This is a genomic window from Taibaiella koreensis (assembly GCF_003545715.1).
Taxonomy (GTDB): Bacteria; Bacteroidota; Bacteroidia; order Chitinophagales; family Chitinophagaceae; genus Taibaiella; species Taibaiella koreensis.
The window spans coordinates 578336-594363 of the sequence record NZ_QVNU01000001.1 but is presented as its reverse complement, the minus strand read 5'-3'; the positions used below and the strand labels follow the sequence as shown (position 1 = coordinate 594363).

Annotated in this window: 12 protein-coding genes; 6 read left to right on the top strand and 6 right to left on the bottom strand. The window is 51.3% G+C overall.

All coding sequences use genetic code 11. The annotated features are described in order from the left end of the window. Positions 1 to 4: 4 nt before the first annotated feature. Positions 5 to 3418, bottom strand: a complete 3414-nt coding sequence (locus tag DZK30_RS02565; RefSeq protein ID WP_118972511.1) for a methylmalonyl-CoA mutase family protein — start codon at positions 3416 to 3418, stop codon at positions 5 to 7. 452 nt (positions 3419 to 3870) lie between these two features. Here DZK30_RS02565 and DZK30_RS02560 point away from each other — a divergent pair, with 452 nt between their 5' ends. The 4 genes from DZK30_RS02560 to DZK30_RS02545 all read left to right on the top strand — a co-directional run bounded on the left by DZK30_RS02560 (position 3871) and on the right by DZK30_RS02545 (position 6272). Next, positions 3871 to 4347, top strand: a complete 477-nt coding sequence (locus DZK30_RS02560; protein WP_162902779.1) for a hypothetical protein — start codon at positions 3871 to 3873, stop codon at positions 4345 to 4347. 41 nt (positions 4348 to 4388) lie between these two features. Further along, the gene (locus DZK30_RS02555) at positions 4389 to 5006 is read left to right on the top strand and encodes a hypothetical protein (RefSeq protein ID WP_118972509.1); all 618 of its coding nucleotides are present in this window, start codon (positions 4389 to 4391) and stop codon (positions 5004 to 5006) included. A gap of 376 nt (positions 5007 to 5382) precedes the next feature. Next, complete coding sequence (locus DZK30_RS02550; protein ID WP_118972508.1) at positions 5383 to 5844, top strand: nuclear transport factor 2 family protein; 462 nt, start codon at positions 5383 to 5385, stop codon at positions 5842 to 5844. Then, positions 5841 to 6272 (top strand): GNAT family N-acetyltransferase, encoded by a 432-nt coding sequence (locus DZK30_RS02545; RefSeq protein WP_118972507.1) that lies wholly within the window; start codon positions 5841 to 5843, stop codon positions 6270 to 6272. Before DZK30_RS02550 ends, DZK30_RS02545 begins: the two co-directional genes overlap by 4 nt. A gap of 7 nt (positions 6273 to 6279) precedes the next feature. Here the strand turns inward: DZK30_RS02545 and DZK30_RS02540 are convergent, their stop codons facing one another. Both DZK30_RS02540 and DZK30_RS02535 read right to left on the bottom strand, forming a co-directional pair. Further along, positions 6280 to 6924: a hypothetical protein gene (locus tag DZK30_RS02540; protein ID WP_118972506.1), complete on the bottom strand. Its 645-nt coding sequence runs from the start codon at positions 6922 to 6924 to the stop codon at positions 6280 to 6282. A 107-nt stretch (positions 6925 to 7031) separates the two neighbouring features. Next, positions 7032 to 12377 carry a S8 family serine peptidase gene (locus DZK30_RS02535; RefSeq protein WP_118972505.1) on the bottom strand — a complete coding sequence of 1782 codons (5346 nt, stop codon included), beginning with the start codon at positions 12375 to 12377 and terminating at the stop codon, positions 7032 to 7034. A gap of 251 nt (positions 12378 to 12628) precedes the next feature. On the opposite strand from DZK30_RS02535, the gene DZK30_RS02530 reads away from it, so the two are divergent. Next, complete coding sequence (locus tag DZK30_RS02530) at positions 12629 to 13099, top strand: hypothetical protein (protein ID WP_118972504.1); 471 nt, start codon at positions 12629 to 12631, stop codon at positions 13097 to 13099. A gap of 301 nt (positions 13100 to 13400) precedes the next feature. Here DZK30_RS02530 and DZK30_RS02525 read toward each other — a convergent pair whose 3' ends face one another. The 3 genes from DZK30_RS02525 to DZK30_RS02515 are packed head-to-tail and all read right to left on the bottom strand — an operon-like array spanning position 13401 to position 14471. After that, positions 13401 to 13823, bottom strand: a complete 423-nt coding sequence (locus tag DZK30_RS02525; protein WP_118972503.1) for a hypothetical protein — start codon at positions 13821 to 13823, stop codon at positions 13401 to 13403. Positions 13824 to 13872: 49 nt separating this feature from the next. Further along, positions 13873 to 14250: a phage holin family protein gene (locus tag DZK30_RS02520; RefSeq protein ID WP_162902778.1), complete on the bottom strand. Its 378-nt coding sequence runs from the start codon at positions 14248 to 14250 to the stop codon at positions 13873 to 13875. 23 nt (positions 14251 to 14273) lie between these two features. After that, positions 14274 to 14471 carry a YtxH domain-containing protein gene (locus DZK30_RS02515; protein WP_118951285.1) on the bottom strand — a complete coding sequence of 66 codons (198 nt, stop codon included), beginning with the start codon at positions 14469 to 14471 and terminating at the stop codon, positions 14274 to 14276. Between the two features lie 408 nt (positions 14472 to 14879). Between DZK30_RS02515 and DZK30_RS02510 the strand changes: the two genes are divergently transcribed. After that, positions 14880 to 15977 (top strand): AI-2E family transporter, encoded by a 1098-nt coding sequence (locus DZK30_RS02510; RefSeq protein WP_240432841.1) that lies wholly within the window; start codon positions 14880 to 14882, stop codon positions 15975 to 15977. The last annotated feature ends 51 nt before the right edge of the window (positions 15978 to 16028 follow it).

The window sequence follows — 16028 nt, the reverse complement described above, 5'->3', positions numbered from 1 at the left end:
GATCTTACATATTTCTACGATACTGGCCGCCCACTTCAAATAGCGCCTTAGTGATTTGCCCCAGCGAGCAGTATTTCACCGTTTCCATCAGCTCCTCAAAGATGTTCTCATTATGAATGGCTTTCTGCTGCAGCTTATGCAACATTTCGGCCCCCTGGTCGCCGCTGCGTTCCCACAGATTTTGTATGCTGGTGATCTGGAATTCCTTTTCCTCGGTAGTCGAGCGGATCACCTCGGAGGGGACTACCGTAGGCGAGCCTTTTGAGCTTAAGAAGGTATTCACACCAATGATGGGGAACTCGCCGGTATGCTTCAACATTTCGTAGTACAGGCTTTCTTCCTGTATCTTACCGCGTTGGTACATGGTTTCCATGGCGCCCAACACCCCACCACGCTCTGTAATACGGTCAAATTCGGCATAAACAGCCTCTTCCACCAGGTCGGTCAGCTCTTCGATAATGAAAGAGCCCTGCAGCGGATTCTCGTTCTTGGCCAGACCCAGCTCTTTGTTAATGATGAGCTGTATGGCCATAGCGCGGCGTACACTTTCTTCCGTAGGTGTTGTGATGGCCTCGTCGTAAGCGTTTGTATGCAGCGAATTACAGTTGTCGTAGATCGCATACAAGGCCTGGAGCGTAGTGCGTATATCGTTGAAGTCGATCTCCTGGGCATGTAGGGAGCGCCCTGAGGTCTGGATATGATACTTCAGCATCTGAGAACGCTCGTTACCGCCATACTTCAGCTTCATGGCCTTGGACCAGATACGGCGAGCCACACGGCCGATCACGCTGTACTCGGGATCGATACCATTGCTGAAGAAGAAAGAAAGATTGGGCGCAAAGTCGTCGATATGCATGCCACGGCTCAGGTAATATTCTACGAAGGTGAAGCCGTTGGAGATGGTAAATGCCAGCTGCGATATAGGATTGGCGCCGGCTTCGGCAATATGGTAGCCCGAAATGGATACGGAATAAAAGTTCCGCACACCTTTATCGATAAAATACTGCTGCACATCACCCATTACCCTCAGGGAGAATTCTGTGGAGAAGATGCAGGTATTCTGCGCCTGGTCTTCTTTGAGGATATCGGCCTGCACTGTGCCTCTCACCGCTTTCAGCGTATCGGTCTTGATCTTTGCGTATACGTCGGCCGGCAGCACCTGGTCGCCGGTAATACCCAGCAACATGAGGCCTAGGCCATTGTTACCCTCCGGCAGCACGCCGGCCTTACCTTCGGCCTCTTTGCCTGCGCCCACATTGGCGCTGTAGTAAGGACGGGGCATACCATTTTCCTTATAGATCGCTTCGATCTTCGCTTCCACCTCAGCTTCCAGGCCATTGGCCTTGATGTACAATTCACATTGCTGATCGATGGCCGCATTCATAAAGAAGGCAGTGATCGTGGGCGCCGGGCCATTGATCGTCATCGATACGGAGGTCTTCGGATCGGCCAGGTTGAAGCCGCTGTACAGTTTTTTGGCATCATCCAGCGTGGGTACGCTCACGCCCGAGTTTCCGATCTTACCATAGATATCGGGACGATGGTCAGGATCCTGACCGTAAAGGGTCACACTATCGAAGGCCGTGCTGAGACGGGCTGCGGGTAGCCCTTTGCTTACGTAGTGGAAGCGTTTGTTGGTACGCTCGGGACCACCTTCGCCGGCAAACATACGGGTAGGATCCTCGCCTTCACGTTTAAAAGGATAAATACCGGCCGCATAAGGAAACTCTCCCGGGAAATTCTCGGTCAGCGCCCATTTCAGTATCTCGCCCCATGCTTCAAATTTCGGTACGGCGACTTTAGGCACCTGGGTATGCGACAGCGATTCGGTATGTGTTTTGATGCGCAACTCTTTATCCCTTACTTTAAACACATAGAATTCATCCTGGTAATGGCGCTTTTTTGCTTCCCAGTTCTGCAGCAGCAGCAGGTTTTTGGGATCCATCTCCAGGGTTATTTTGGTATACAATTCTTCCAGTTCCTTTATCAGGCGGTCCTTGTCCTCGATCTGTGTGGCCTGCAGCGTATCGATCGTCTTGCGGATACCGAATAGTTTTTGTGCAATATCGGCCTGCTCCTGGGCTTTTTTATCATAGCCGCGATTGTTCTCCGCGATCTCGCTCAGGTAGCGGGTACGCGCCGGCGGAATGATAAAGATCTTTTCGCTCAGCTCTTCACTGGGGTGGAAGTCGGATTTCAGATCGGCGCCGGTCTTGGCTACGATCACATCCATCAGCGCACGGTACAGGGTATTGGTGCCCGGGTCGTTGAACTGGGAGGCAATAGAGCCAAATACCGGCATACCATCGGCATCCTTATCAAACAGCTTATGGTTGCGCTGGTATTGCTTCTTTACATCACGCAAGGCATCCATGGCGCCGCGTTTATCAAATTTGTTTACGGCTACAATATCGGCAAAGTCAAGCATGTCGATCTTTTCGAGCTGTGTGGCAGCACCGTATTCGGGCGTCATCACATACATGCTCAGGTCGCAGTAATCGGTGATCTGTGTATCGCTCTGGCCAATGCCCGAGGTTTCCAGGATGATCAGGTCATATTGCGCCGCTTTTAAAATATTCACGGCATCATGAATGTATTTCGATACGGCCAGGTTGCTCTGACGCGTAGCCATGGAACGCATATATACCCGTTCATTCCGGATGGCATTCATACGGATACGGTCGCCCAGCAGGGCGCCACCGGTTTTCCGCTTGGAAGGATCGACAGAAATGATACCGATGGTCTTGTCTTTGAAATCGAGCAGGTAACGGCGTACGATCTCGTCTACCAGCGAGCTTTTGCCCGAGCCGCCGGTGCCGGTAATACCCAGTATCGGGGTTTTGCTCTCTTTAGCTTGCTCATTGATCTTTTTCAGCATCGCCTGGGTTTCGGGCAGCTCGGAAAAGTTTTCCGCTGCAGAGATCAGCTTGCCTACATCGCGGGCATTTTTATCCCGTATATGCCCCACTTCGCCATTGAGCTGGTTGCCGGTGGGAAAGTCGCTTTTCTGCAGCAGATCGATAATCATGCCCTCCAAACCCATAGCACGACCGTCGTCGGGCGAGTAGATCTTGGTAACGCCATAAGCATGCAGTTCCTCGATCTCCGTAGGCAGGATCACACCGCCGCCGCCGGCAAAAATGCGGATATGGCCGCAACCGCGCTCCTTCAGCAGGTCGTACATGTACTTAAGGTACTCTACGTGCCCTCCCTGGTAGCTGGTCATAGCAATAGCATTGGCATCTTCCTGGATGGCGCAATCGACCACTTCCTGCACACTGCGATCGTGACCCAGGTGGATCACCTCGGCGCCATTGGCCTGCATAATGCGGCGCATGATATTAATAGCGGCATCGTGGCCGTCGAACAGCGAGGCCGCTGTAACAATACGGATCTTATTTTGAGGCGTATATGACATAAAACGAAAAACTGACCAAGAAATGACTTGTCCGGCTGGCAAAATTACGATATTAATCCTGCCTTTTCAAGGGTTTTCGACCTGCCTGCCGTCCAGGCAGAATACCCGGAAGCATGACGCACAAACAGCTACATTCCCTGCTGTATTATTCCCTGATGCTCACCGAACCACCGCAGCACTCGCCTTGCGGAACGCCGTTCAGTCATTCCTGCACCGCTTTGTTCTTGGTTTCGTCAGCTCAGCAAGTTCCGGCTATATAGTACATCGGCGCGATAGCGTCAGCTACAGACGGGCCACAGAGCGTGAGCGATACACATTCCACGATAACCGGTCATAAAACATCAAATAAAACATCTAGCCAGCGCTTCCGGCAAAAAAGGACACGAATACCAAAAGCGCAAATGCCGGAGCAGAAGACATCGCTATTTTTGAAAATACCGACATCCCTTTTTATGAATACAAAGCATTTCCTGTGTCTACCGTTCCTTTGTATGCTGATCTGTCAATCCGCCTGCGGGTACGAGGCGTCATCTGTACAACAACAAGCGAAAGATTCTTTGTCGCAACAACAGGACACTGCTGCTGTGGAAATGTCGCAGGAAGAGACAAAGCAATATATGGCCTGGTCTGCTATCCAGGATCGCTTCGTCCGGGAATGCCATAACCCCTTCCTGAAAGCGCGGCATATACAGACCAGCTGCTCCGGCTGCGACCGGTTCCAATTCCGCTACCGTATCAGTGTTGACGATGCCGGGCATGTTACCGAGGCCAAAAAGCTGATGCAACATATCTCTTGCAAAGCCATGCACCGGGAAGGCCTGGAAGCACTTGACCTAGCTATTCAGAAGTTCTTCAGGCAATTGACATTGCCATCGCTGTTGCAGGGCAGTACCCGGGAGATCGCGCTGGGCCACCTGCTCAAATGCTGACATCATTATCTATTCCGTAACCCTTAAGCACCGGCATTTATATGAGATTCTTTACCGAAAAAGATAAAATCATCAAATCATTCGCGATTGGCGACCAGGAGATCATGGCAGCCGACACATTTTTCCCGGTTGAAACGGCCTTACGCGAATACATAGACAGCGGTAAAAAGAAACTGCTGGACACCGCCTTGCGTTTCCGCTATGAGGACATTGGCCACATATTGCTTTTCGATAACGACAACTGCGTCCGGCTCCTGGTCAAAAAAAACGGAAAAAGTCAAAAGATTCCCCTGGAGTTCAGTTCAAGAGATGATTACAACTGGTTGCTGCAATTGCTGGAAACTAAGACAGGCCTGCAACCAACCTCGTCGAAACCCGGCGCCGGCAATGGATGGGCCCGCATCAGGAATTACCTGATCACGCTTGCGGTAGCATTGTTCAGCGCGGCGCTTGCAGGTATTGCTTATGAGCAGGAACAGGGAAAGCAAGTACCCATTTCCGGTGGCAGAAGAGGAATAAAGATGTTGATGAGCGAGATGGCCGGATGGCTTGGCTTTTATGGCAGCCTTGCGCTGGGCCTCGCAGTTACACTGGCCGTGTTGTTTTATACGATCAGGAAGAATAAAAGGCTTGTCGCAACGCAGGCGAACCGATCATAAGCTGTGGCCGGTGAAAGCGCCGGAAAACAAATTTCCCCGAAGCGCTCCTGCTCAGCACTCCAGGGAAATATACACAAGTCAACCGCACATTGTAAAGGCATAGCTTGTATAACGACAGGTACCGTACAAAAAATGCGTTTTCCTAAAACCAAACATTGCCTTCCTGCACACCTACCTCCTGCTTCGTCGTCATACAGATTGCAGCCTGCACCAAGCCGACACGCAAATGCTTTACAAGGTAAAATTAGGCCGCCCCCGGAGAATGAACTATACCCGGATTCCGGTAAATTCCTTGGTTGCCGCATTGCCGAAGTTCTCTTAACTTCATACGATGGTGGTAGCAATAATGCTTATCGCCGATCGAATCCCATTTCCGATGGACCACAAAGCGCTTATTGAACAGTTCTATACGGCTTTTGCCCACGCCGACGCGGAGACTATGGTCGCTTGCTATGCACTAGGTATTGTTTTTGAGGATCCGGCCTTTGGCAGGCTGGAAGGCGTTGCCGCAGCGGATATGTGGCGTATGCTGGTCAAGCCAGGCCTCCGGCTTACCTTCGACAGGGTATGGGCAGAGGGAGACAAGGGCGGCGCCCATTGGGAAGCCCGTTACCGTTTCAGCCAAACAGGCAGAACGGTTGTGAACAGGATCGAAGCTTCCTTTGTCTTCCGCGATGGCAAAATCGTACAGCATACCGACCGCTTCGATTTTTATCGCTGGTCAAGGCAAGCGCTGGGCCTGCCCGGGTGGCTATTGGGCTGGACGCCCTACCTGAAACAAAAGGTACGGCAACAGGCGCTTCGCAAACTACAGCAATTCCAGGCTTCACAATCATGAGTATAAGCGTAAGACCGATGCAGGCGCAGGATGCGGCCAGCGTCAACCGGCTGGCAGCACAGCTCGGCTATCCCCACCCTGCCCAAGAAACGGAACAGCGCATGGCCGCCCTGTTGCGCCAGGAAGCGCATTGTCTGCTTGTAGCTACCGAAGCCGGCGCTGTGATCGGATGGCTCCATGCGCTGGAAACGATGTGGCTTGAGACCGGACGCTTTGTAGAAATAGCAGGCCTTGTGGTGGACGAGCATCATCGTGGCAAACAGGCGGGCGAACAACTGGTCGCAGCGGCGCTGCAATGGAGCCGTGAAAGACAATGTACCAGGGTGAGCCTCAGGAGCAATGTGCTTCGTACACGGGCGCACCGGTTCTATACGCGGCTGGGCTTCGAAGAGATTAAAGAAAGCAAGGTGTTTGAAATGCTTTTATAGTCCTGGGCTATTGGATGCCATACCGGACCAATCGCTTTTCGCGGAAGTGCGTACTTTCCGGGAGAAAAGGCATTGTTTCCGAAACGATGCCCAGGTGCAGCGCATAGCGACGATGGGCATAACGCACCTGCTGCGCGGTGCTGCCTGCCTGCCGGATGGTAATGGTCCGGCGGCAGTTCAGGGTGAGAAACAAGCCTGCAGGTACTGCTGTAGTTGCATAGCCCTCCTCCATACCCTCCTCGATCCAGGCCAGCGTATCCGGCGATGGTGGTTCCTGTAGCGGAAAAGCGGCAAAGGGTCCTGGCTGCGGCTCCGAAGAAAACCATTTACGCCCCTTATCATCGACCAGGTAGCTCAACGAATCGCGCAACCATCGCTCACAGGTATAACCACCTGCACCGCCATTTTGAGAGGTAAGAAAATAATAGGTATTTCCCCTGATCATCGTGTCTTTGCTGATATAGCAGCTATCATATTCGGCTGTAGGCGAACCATTGCCGGCACTATCGACCTCGAATACCTGGTAGATCCAGTAATTGCCCGTCTTCAGCCGAGAATAGCTTTCATAGATCACAGGGGCAGGCGCATTATTTTTACAGGCAGACAGCCAACAGCACGACAGGGCCATAGCCATAAACATGTTTTGCTTCATGGGGGAGAAGGATGGGATAGTTTACTAACGATGCTGCATCCCTTTTATTGTCCCTAAAAAAACATCCCGGATGGTTGCCGGGATGCATTTATCCTGGATCTTTTCTCTTACTGGTAGACGATCTTGAATTCCCATTTGTCTTTACCGCTAACCACGCGTAACACATAGAGACCGGGTGTAAGCGGTATCCTTGACAGATCAAAACTGTATTTGCCACTGTAGTTATTATCATTAGCATAGCCCGAAAATACTTTCTGCCCCACAACGGAATAGATCGACCATTGCAACTCATCGTCGGTACCTTTGAACCAGTCGAGGTTAAGCACACCATTACGGACAGGATTGGGATAAACGATCACGGAGCCATCTGCATCGCTCCAGTCGACTCGCCTGATGAGGCTTACATATTGGGCGCCGTTCTGCATGGTATAACGGATGCGGTAATAAGCGGCAGGCCCGTTCAGCAGGGGCGTATCGATATAGCTGTAAGCCTGCCCGTTGTTACCGATGGCATTAAGCGTACCCACCGTAACAAACGACAATGAGGCATCGGCGCGCTGTATTTCATAACGCATTGTTTGCGCATCGATATAGGAAGTCCAGTTGAGTAGGGCCTGGCGTGCACCGTAATGCTGTGCCGTAAAGTCAAACAGGTTGGCCGGCAAGGGCTGGTCTTTCGTAGGGCCGCCATCGTTGAACCAGAACTCGGAAAAAGATTTCACTTTGGTTTCGGCATAATACCCGATATCATAAGGGATCCACCGGATCTTTTCTTTGGGCGTAAAGGTATAGCTGCCATTAACGTTATCGGCCAGGGTGTTGTTCTCTACCGACTTGTTGGGATCGCTGTATTGGGTAATACCCAGACCCTGCACCTCTCTTACTTTGCTGCAGGAGTAGCATTGCTCATCGTCGCGAATGGTGCGCATGGCTTCATCGGGTATGTAAAAGCGCAGCAAAACGCTGTCTCCGGGCGCCTGTGCCGTTTGTACCACAAAATTCTTCGGCAGGTAGTATTGAGTGCTGTCGTCGTTGATGAATTGTGCATGTTTGTAATCCTGCACCTGGGTATTACCAAGGGCCGAGACGCCGTTGATGAGGCCAAATCCTATCGCATTACCACTGAGCCATTCGGCTTGCTGACCTGCAGCGATATCTTTGCTCATAGCATCGGGAAACGCTTGCTGATCGAAAATGGGATGCTGCAGGTCATAGATATGGATATCATCTATCGCCACGCCCTCCCGCTCGGTACCCTGGTCGGACTGCAACACAAAACGGATAGAGATCACCGGACCATCCTTGGGTAATGGGATGGTGGCCACATGCCAGTAGTCCTGCCTTGAGCGGGCCCATGCCTGCGCGGTTTCGTTATCGTACCAATTGGTTCCCTGCCCCGAAGCACCCAGTTTTTTCCAGGTATACCCGTCGTTGCTGTATTCTACATAACTAACGTCAAAAATATTTGTTCCGTCAGGGTCTTCCATATCTGTGGCGAGGTTAAAGCTCAGCATCGGCTGCGTCATACTCCCGATCTCGAAGCATGGGCTGTAAAGGTAACTTACCTCAAGCCGGTTGTAGTTTCCGTTCAGGTTGGTTTTCCAGGCTTTGGCGCCGCTGGCGGCATGATCGATATGCGGCGATATAGGTGTACCATAAGCCCAGCTGCTGCTATTTCCTTCGGCATAGAAGTTGCCATCGTTCTCTTCAAACGTCTGCAGGTAGGGGAAGGTAGCAATGACCGGCTGGTTCCGCACACCGAAATTCATGATGCTGTCGTTAAGCCGGTAGGTATCTGTAGCGACATAAATCCACGTCGACAAATTGTGCCGGACAGCTGTAGCGGACAGGTCCATCGGTTGGCTGAAAGTATAAGATGTGGTATCCTTGCCTTGTATGGAATCGATAAGGCCAGAGATGACGGCTCCCCCATTTACCTGGTAGAATACGCCAACGTTGTATACCGTGTTGTTGACACCATTTCTTACCCGGATCTTCAGCGGCACCTGGTCGCCCAGCGCGCAGTTATAATGATAAAGCGAATCAATAGCCAGCAACTGCACATCATCCGTTACGAGGTAGAGCTGGAAATTATCCATCGTAAGGCCATTGCCGTAGTAAGCAGCGGCGATACGGGAAGTATCGTACTGTGTAAAGCGGATCTGCGTGCTGGCCGAAAAGTTCTGCCCTCCGGCGGCAAGCACATCGGTGAGCGATATTGACCCCGAATTGTATACCAGGCCCAGATTGTTGGTATCAATACGATAATTGAGCAGGGGTAGCCAGGGATCATTTTCGCTTCCCCTTATCCATACCTTGTTGCCGGTATCGAATTTGGGTACACCATGCAGCAGGTAATCAAATTCGCAGCGCACTTCCCAGTTGCTGGTCGTATACTGGCTCAGGTTAAAGGTACCTGTAAGGGTATTGTAGCTGCTACCGGCGATATCACCAGCCTGGTTCCCGGCATTGTCCATGCTGGCCGAACGGGTTCCCGATATGGTGATCGCGCTATTGACAAAGGTTTGCAGACGGCCCTTCGGCATGCTTTGCGTAAAATCCCATTTTTCAGCGCCATCAATACCCACCAGGCCACGTCCGGTAACGCCTTGTGCGCCGGTAGCTTCAAATCCTTCGGTATAGCCGGCGCTCAGGTTCATTACCGGGTTGGCCACCTGCTTTACCGTCAATACGGCGGTATCGTTAACATTTACCGGATCAGCAAGAGCAAGGTTGGTAATCGCGGCACGGATCTGGTAAGTTCCGGGCGCCGACATATCCAGGTTGCCCAGTGTGATCTGCCGGTCGCCTGCCGCACTTACAGGGTCGGTATACACCTGGCTCTGCCAGGCGCTGCCATTGACCTGGTAAGCGATGCGGTATTGATTGGCCACCTGGTTGTCCAGGTTGCTGATCAGCACGGTCACAGCCTGGGCGGTACCCAGGCTGCTTGCCGTAAATTGCCTGCCGCTGCCCGGCGCCTGTACGCTGGCAAGGCGCAGGTCGCCATGAGCGGTGGTCCCTGTGCATTGACCATCGGAAGGCCGGCGATCCAGCCCCAAAGAACGCATACCGGTGGCGCCATTGATGAGAGGGGCCACGGCAACCCAATAGGTACTATCAGGATTGAGGCCGGTATAGGTGTAGCTGGTACCGGTAACAATAGTAAGCGGCGCCATATCGACACCTGTTTTCCGGTAGATACGATAGCCGGTAGCCCCGGGTATCGCATTCCAGCTGATCTTTATCGAACCGGGACACTGCTCGGCCTGCGGGTTAAGCGTAGCTACCGGCCGGCCGGCCATGGTAAAGGCCCGGCTTTGCGATTGCTGCGTGGTGCTGTTGCGCTGTACCCTTATCAGGCATTGGTTGGAGCTTATCCCTGCGGGGGGATACCAGGTATAGGTATGGGTATTGACGCCTATATTGCCGGCAATCGTATTCCAGCTGCCGCCATTGTCGGTAGAGTAAGATAAGGTAAAAGGATTGGCGCCTGCAGAGGCTTCCCAGTAGATGCGCATCGAGTCGGCAGCATCGAGCGCTTCCCCGCCAAAAGGATATTGCAGGGTAATGCCATCGGGAATGAAATCGTAAGCCACGAAGAATTCCTGGTTGATCTCGGGCACATTGAAGCCTTTTACTTTGACCGTATAAGCGCCGGCAGCAGGGTTGTCGAGCGTTACCTGCTCTACATTGTTGCGCCGGTCTATGCCTGGCGCCGCCGGCGTGGCGACTTGTCCCGGCGCAGGGTTGAGCACAAGCGGCAGTACCGTAGCAGCAGAAGGCGTAGTTACGGTAATATCCAGGTCGTTGATGAGATTACTGGCACTGAGCGGTGCGGCCGCGGGATCGTTCCAGTACAGCATAATCTTTGCCTTGCTCGTATTAGCGGGGATATTGACTGTGAAGGATTGTTCCTGAGTGGTGTTGATGGTACCGGAGAAATACTGGTTGCCCTCCATCATGGTAAGCGAATGGCCCACATTCATGAGGCCGAAACCATAACGAAAATCGGGGCCGGGAATATCGAGATCCGTAGCGCCGTTCATCAGCAATGTCTTGATCAGAGCACTTTTGGGATTGGCGCCGCCGTGCAGCTGGCGGTAACGTTGGTACAGCAAGCCTGAAGCGCCGGTCACATTGGGACAGGCGATGCTGGTACCCGAGTTGAGCGCATAATTGTTGTTATCGATCGTGGAGATCACACTGAAGCCTACGGCCGTGATCTCCGGCTTCAGCCTGCCGTCCTTTACGGGTCCCCGGGCGCTGGTCAGGTGCTCCAGGAGCGGGGTTTTCCCGATATCGCCCACAGTGAGCACATTCTTGGCCGTCTGGTACGACCCGGCAACCGTTGCATAGCCCGTAGGATAGGGACTACAGGTCAGCTTGCCGTCGTTGCCGGCAGCGAAGATCGTGAGCAGTTCAGGGATATCACGCATCTGCTGGTCGGCAAACTGCGTATATACATCATAAGTACCGGCATAGCTGCAATCGCCCAGCGTATTGCCATAGGAGTTATTGGAAGTGACCATTCCGAAATCCTGGTTGTAGGTAGCGCCATTGGCGATGATCTGGCTGAAGAAATCTTCAACGGCCTCGCTACGGGAGGCAAAACCTTTGTAGCGCTCGTCCCTGATACCGTTGCCTACAGTAGTACCGGTAGTATGAAAGGCGTGTGTGGTGCCGGTATTGGGATTAAAGCTTCTGATACGGTCGATATAATCAATATGCTGCGGATCTGCTTCATCGCCGATGCCGATCATTACCCCTTCGCCATGCAGATCGCGCCCGCCGATCGCCACCGGTTGGTGTGCCGCCTGTGTATTGGTAAAGCCTATCGCCTGGTTGTTGAGTGCCTGTGGTGCAAACAGGGGATTGATAAAACGGATAAATGGCGCTGCGGCCAGCACTGCTACCTGGTCGGCCTTGAGGGTGAGCTGCCACAGATCCTGCGTACGCCAGCTTTGTTGCGCATCGGGGTGAAGACCATATGCTGCCAGCTTTTCCCTGAGCTCCGTTTCACTCATTCCTTTCAGTACGGAGAGCAAAACCGTTTGCTGTCCTGCATCGTGGTCGCCGCCCGGCTGCAGCATCGGATGGATCTTATCGGCCGGCGCTACCGGAGCCCAACCGGCGATGCCGGCGGCATCGGGAAAAGCAGCGCTCCGGCATATGGCAAGGTATACATTGGGTTGTATGGGTGTCTGAAGACTGATACCCGAAGCTTCAAGAAGCTTGTAATCGGGCGCCCGGTCAAATTGCAAATAAACCTGTGCCAGCTCCTTGCTACTTAGGGCTTCCTGCAAGGCTTGCCTGAGTGCGGCCTTATCTATTTGAAGCGGGATATCCCTTCCGGATAATTTTACAGTTTCCAACGATGACCGCAATGGTTGCGCCCGGAGACCGCCCAGCGACAGACACAATGTTAAACCCAGTATAAAAGTCTTCTTCATAAATCTTGGTTAAGCCTTGGCCCGTAAGGATTTGGGTACTAAAAATACAAATTCTACCGTTAACTAATATTAACTGTTATTAACTATCCCTTTCCCAACCCCCACATAAAAAAGACAGGTCTTTCATTGCGGAGGATAGCAGTAAGTACAATTTAGAAAAAAACAACAGATATTCTTTGTTTTTGAAAATATTAAATTTTATCTTGTTCTTTAATTAAAGTACACATCACTCACTCTTAAACAAACGTACTATGCTCTTTCAACGTACTTACCGTTACAATACTGCCCTGTCTGCAGAAGACATCAGGCAGCGTCTTTTAGGAAAGCATATACAGGTTCATCATTTGGATTTTGAGATTTTGGAAAAGGAGCAAATGTTGAAGATCATCCCGCATGCCGAAGATGCCAACGGTATTAAAACTTTACCCATTACACATGTGGAAATGCAGGGCATGGGCACTTCCGGCACCAAGGTTATCGTTACATCCAAACCCAGGAAAATAGATGTAGGCGGCCCTTACCTCATCATTATCTTTTGCCTTTTCTGTATCCTGGGCGCCAGCCTGTTTTATGTCATGAATCCTTCGGAAAGCTATTGGCCCTCTCTGGCGATGATTGGCGTAGGGCTGCTGATCTTTATCATTTTCTGGCTGCGCATGGAGGCAGGCTACTTTGACTATACCCGCAAGATACGTGACTTCATAAAGCACCACGTACGTTAAACCCTAAGCCGGCCAGGCATTACAAAGCTGGTCTCACCGGCTTTAAATATTATTGTCCTTTTGCTCTTGCAGCCGGAGGACAATTTTCTTTTCTGCGATAATTTTCCTCTTCCTATCCCCTGCTCCATTACAACAACAGTCAGCAATTGGACAGCCGACTGTTAGGGCCTTTATGCGTCCTGGCCGGCCTGAAAGACAGCATACCGTTCAGACCGCTTTGCGTTACGGCCGGTGTACCGAACGGGCAAAAGAAAAACCGGCTGAAGGGTATCAACCGGTTTGCTATGTCATGCCTTTATATTTAACCTGCCTGGCCCGAAAGCCGGGCTACGGGAGTTCGTTTTTGCTTTATCCGCTGGTATAGCTTCTTTCCTAAAAACCAGGCCAGGTTAAAGACCTGCCAGCGAAGAAAAGAAACGCCGACCATTTTTGCTGTATGCTTTACAGCGGGTTTGGCCCATAAGCCAGCCAACCCTTTCTTGGCTTTTTCAGACTTGTTCCGGGCTTTGCCTTCCGGCTTCCCGGCAACATAAGAAGCTGCTGCAGATGATTTCCGGCTCCGTCGTTTCAACCAGCCGCCGATAACTGAAATAGCCAACTGCTGCGGATTCATAATACCCAACACATCATCTTCCAGTCGTCGCATCTTCAGCTTGATACGCTCCTGCTCCAGGTCCAGGTCCTTCAGACTGCTTACATGTTTCCGTGAATATTTTCTAGCCATAGTTTTGGGGGATCATTGTCTTCGCTAAAAGGGCCGGAAGCCGCTCCCGTCAAGCGTTTTCGTCGTCGGATTCGTCATTTGCCCGTTTTTCTTCCTTTTGCTTTGTGAGCAGCCAGGCCAGCTTGCCGGCAAAGAACCGGATAATGGACTTACTGGACATAAATACAAACGCAGAGCAAATAAGAATCACTATGGCAGTGCAGAAGTACCCCAGAGCATAACTATTGAACCATTGGTTGAACAGCTCGGCCAGGGCCAGGAAAATGAAGAAGATGATCAGGAACACCAGAAAGATGGCAATGATCATAAAAGCGAAATAACCCATTACATTCACGAGGCGCTCGATCACTTCCAAACGGGCAAGCTCGAACCGCAGCTGTATGTATTGGGTTATTTTCTCTTTAAGCGAACTGATAGGATTTTTCAAAATGCCTTCGTTTTATATAAATCTTAAGCGCTGAAAATTTCATCTTCGATATCAGATGCTTTGCGGCCCAGCTTTGCTTTCAGCCGGTCGATGCTGTTCTTCAGGCGGTCAACCTGCTCCTGGCGTTTATCTTTATCGGTGCCCAGAACATAACCTACAGCTGCGCCAACGGCCGCTCCGATTAATAAGGTTGCTACTGTTTTTCCTGCATTGTTTGCCATAACTAATTGATTTTAATTGTGAAATTATTCGAGTTGCTCTACAAACAAAACTACAATCTTCCGTATAAGATTGTTCGAAAGCCGATATCTTTTAATAAAACCTTATCATTTTGCGACAAGCCTTTAACCGGTTAACAGGCAACCGTTTACAAGAAAATAACTTGTCGCCGCTTTTTTCTCTCCGGCTACCGTTCGCGTATTCCTTCTTTTCCGGAGAAAACGGGAATGAACAGCCCCTGGCAAAAAAACGGCCATAGAACGGCCGCAGGATAAAGATAGGATAATCCGGTCAATAAATATTCTTCTTATCTTAGAGACGACATTAACGACCATGCAACTTTTAAAGCAGATCGTGGTTATAGCAAACAATTCTACGACCGGCCTATGGATATCTTAAAGACAAATGGTTTGAAACAGGTAACCCTGTTGCTCCTTATCGCATTTATCGGCATTCTGCTCGTCTGGCAGCTGCAATATTTCATCCCCGGCTTCCTGGGAGCCCTTACCTTGTATATCCTGCTCCGGCAATATTATTTCCGGCTGACGATCAAGCGCCGCTGGAAGAAATGGGTAGCTGCGATAACGCTCATCGCCACCTGCGTCATCGTATTTGTATTGCCCATATGGTTGCTGGTCCAATTACTGATCCCGCAGTTTACCTATGCTTTCCAGCACTCAGGCGAGCTGGTGGCCGAAGGTAACCGGCTCGTGCTGCTGGTGAAGGAATACCTGCCCCGGCTTAAGATCGACGACCAGCAGATACAGCAGGGCATCCAGCGGGTAGCGATGATCATACCCACTTTTTTGTCCGCAACCCTTAATGCTACCACCAGTGTTATGATCAATGTACTTACGGCTTTCTTTATTCTCTATTTTATGCTGCTGAGCGGAAGGGATATGGAACGCCGTCTTGTACGCCTGCTACCGCTAAAAGACGCCAATATCAACTCGCTCTGGACCGAGACCAGGAACATGGTTATTTCCAATGCCATTGGCATACCGGTATTGATGCTGTGCCAGTGCATTATTGCCGTGATCGGCTATTGGATATTTGGTGTAAAGCAGCCGCTGATATGGGGCGTGCTTACCGGCGTGGCGTCTATTATTCCCATGGTAGGCACGATGATTGTATGGGTACCCGTGTGCATCGTGGTGATTGCGGGAGGTAAGGTGGGTATGGGAATAGGCCTGGCTTTGTATTCCGCCATCGTAGTATCCAATATCGACAATGTATTGCGGTTTACCATACTCAAAAGGATAGGCGACGTGCACCCGCTCATTACTGTATTTGGTGTCATTGTGGGTTTGCAGCTCTTTGGTATTATGGGACTCATTTTCGGGCCGCTGCTGCTTGCTTATTTTATCCTGCTGATCAAAGTGTACCGGCTGGAGTTCTCCTCCGGCCCTGGCGAACCGGGCGGCGATGCTGTGATCCAACAGGAAATTATTCAGACCGGAACGGTGAACCAGGTCAATATCGACAACAGGCCGCCTGCAGATGAATAATGCAACCGGCAGGTTGTACGGCTTTTCTTAATTTCGCTTTTTGGCCCGCCT

Coding starts and splice junctions, on each gene's coding strand:
- DZK30_RS02565 (WP_118972511.1), bottom strand. CDS start 3,418: ATGTCATATACGCCTCAAAATAAGATCCGTATTGTTACAGCGGCCTCG.
- DZK30_RS02560 (WP_162902779.1), top strand. CDS start 3,871: ATGAATACAAAGCATTTCCTGTGTCTACCGTTCCTTTGTATGCTGATC.
- DZK30_RS02555 (WP_118972509.1), top strand. CDS start 4,389: ATGAGATTCTTTACCGAAAAAGATAAAATCATCAAATCATTCGCGATT.
- DZK30_RS02550 (WP_118972508.1), top strand. CDS start 5,383: ATGGACCACAAAGCGCTTATTGAACAGTTCTATACGGCTTTTGCCCAC.
- DZK30_RS02545 (WP_118972507.1), top strand. CDS start 5,841: ATGAGTATAAGCGTAAGACCGATGCAGGCGCAGGATGCGGCCAGCGTC.
- DZK30_RS02540 (WP_118972506.1), bottom strand. CDS start 6,924: ATGAAGCAAAACATGTTTATGGCTATGGCCCTGTCGTGCTGTTGGCTG.
- DZK30_RS02535 (WP_118972505.1), bottom strand. CDS start 12,377: ATGAAGAAGACTTTTATACTGGGTTTAACATTGTGTCTGTCGCTGGGC.
- DZK30_RS02530 (WP_118972504.1), top strand. CDS start 12,629: ATGCTCTTTCAACGTACTTACCGTTACAATACTGCCCTGTCTGCAGAA.
- DZK30_RS02525 (WP_118972503.1), bottom strand. CDS start 13,823: ATGGCTAGAAAATATTCACGGAAACATGTAAGCAGTCTGAAGGACCTG.
- DZK30_RS02515 (WP_118951285.1), bottom strand. CDS start 14,471: ATGGCAAACAATGCAGGAAAAACAGTAGCAACCTTATTAATCGGAGCG.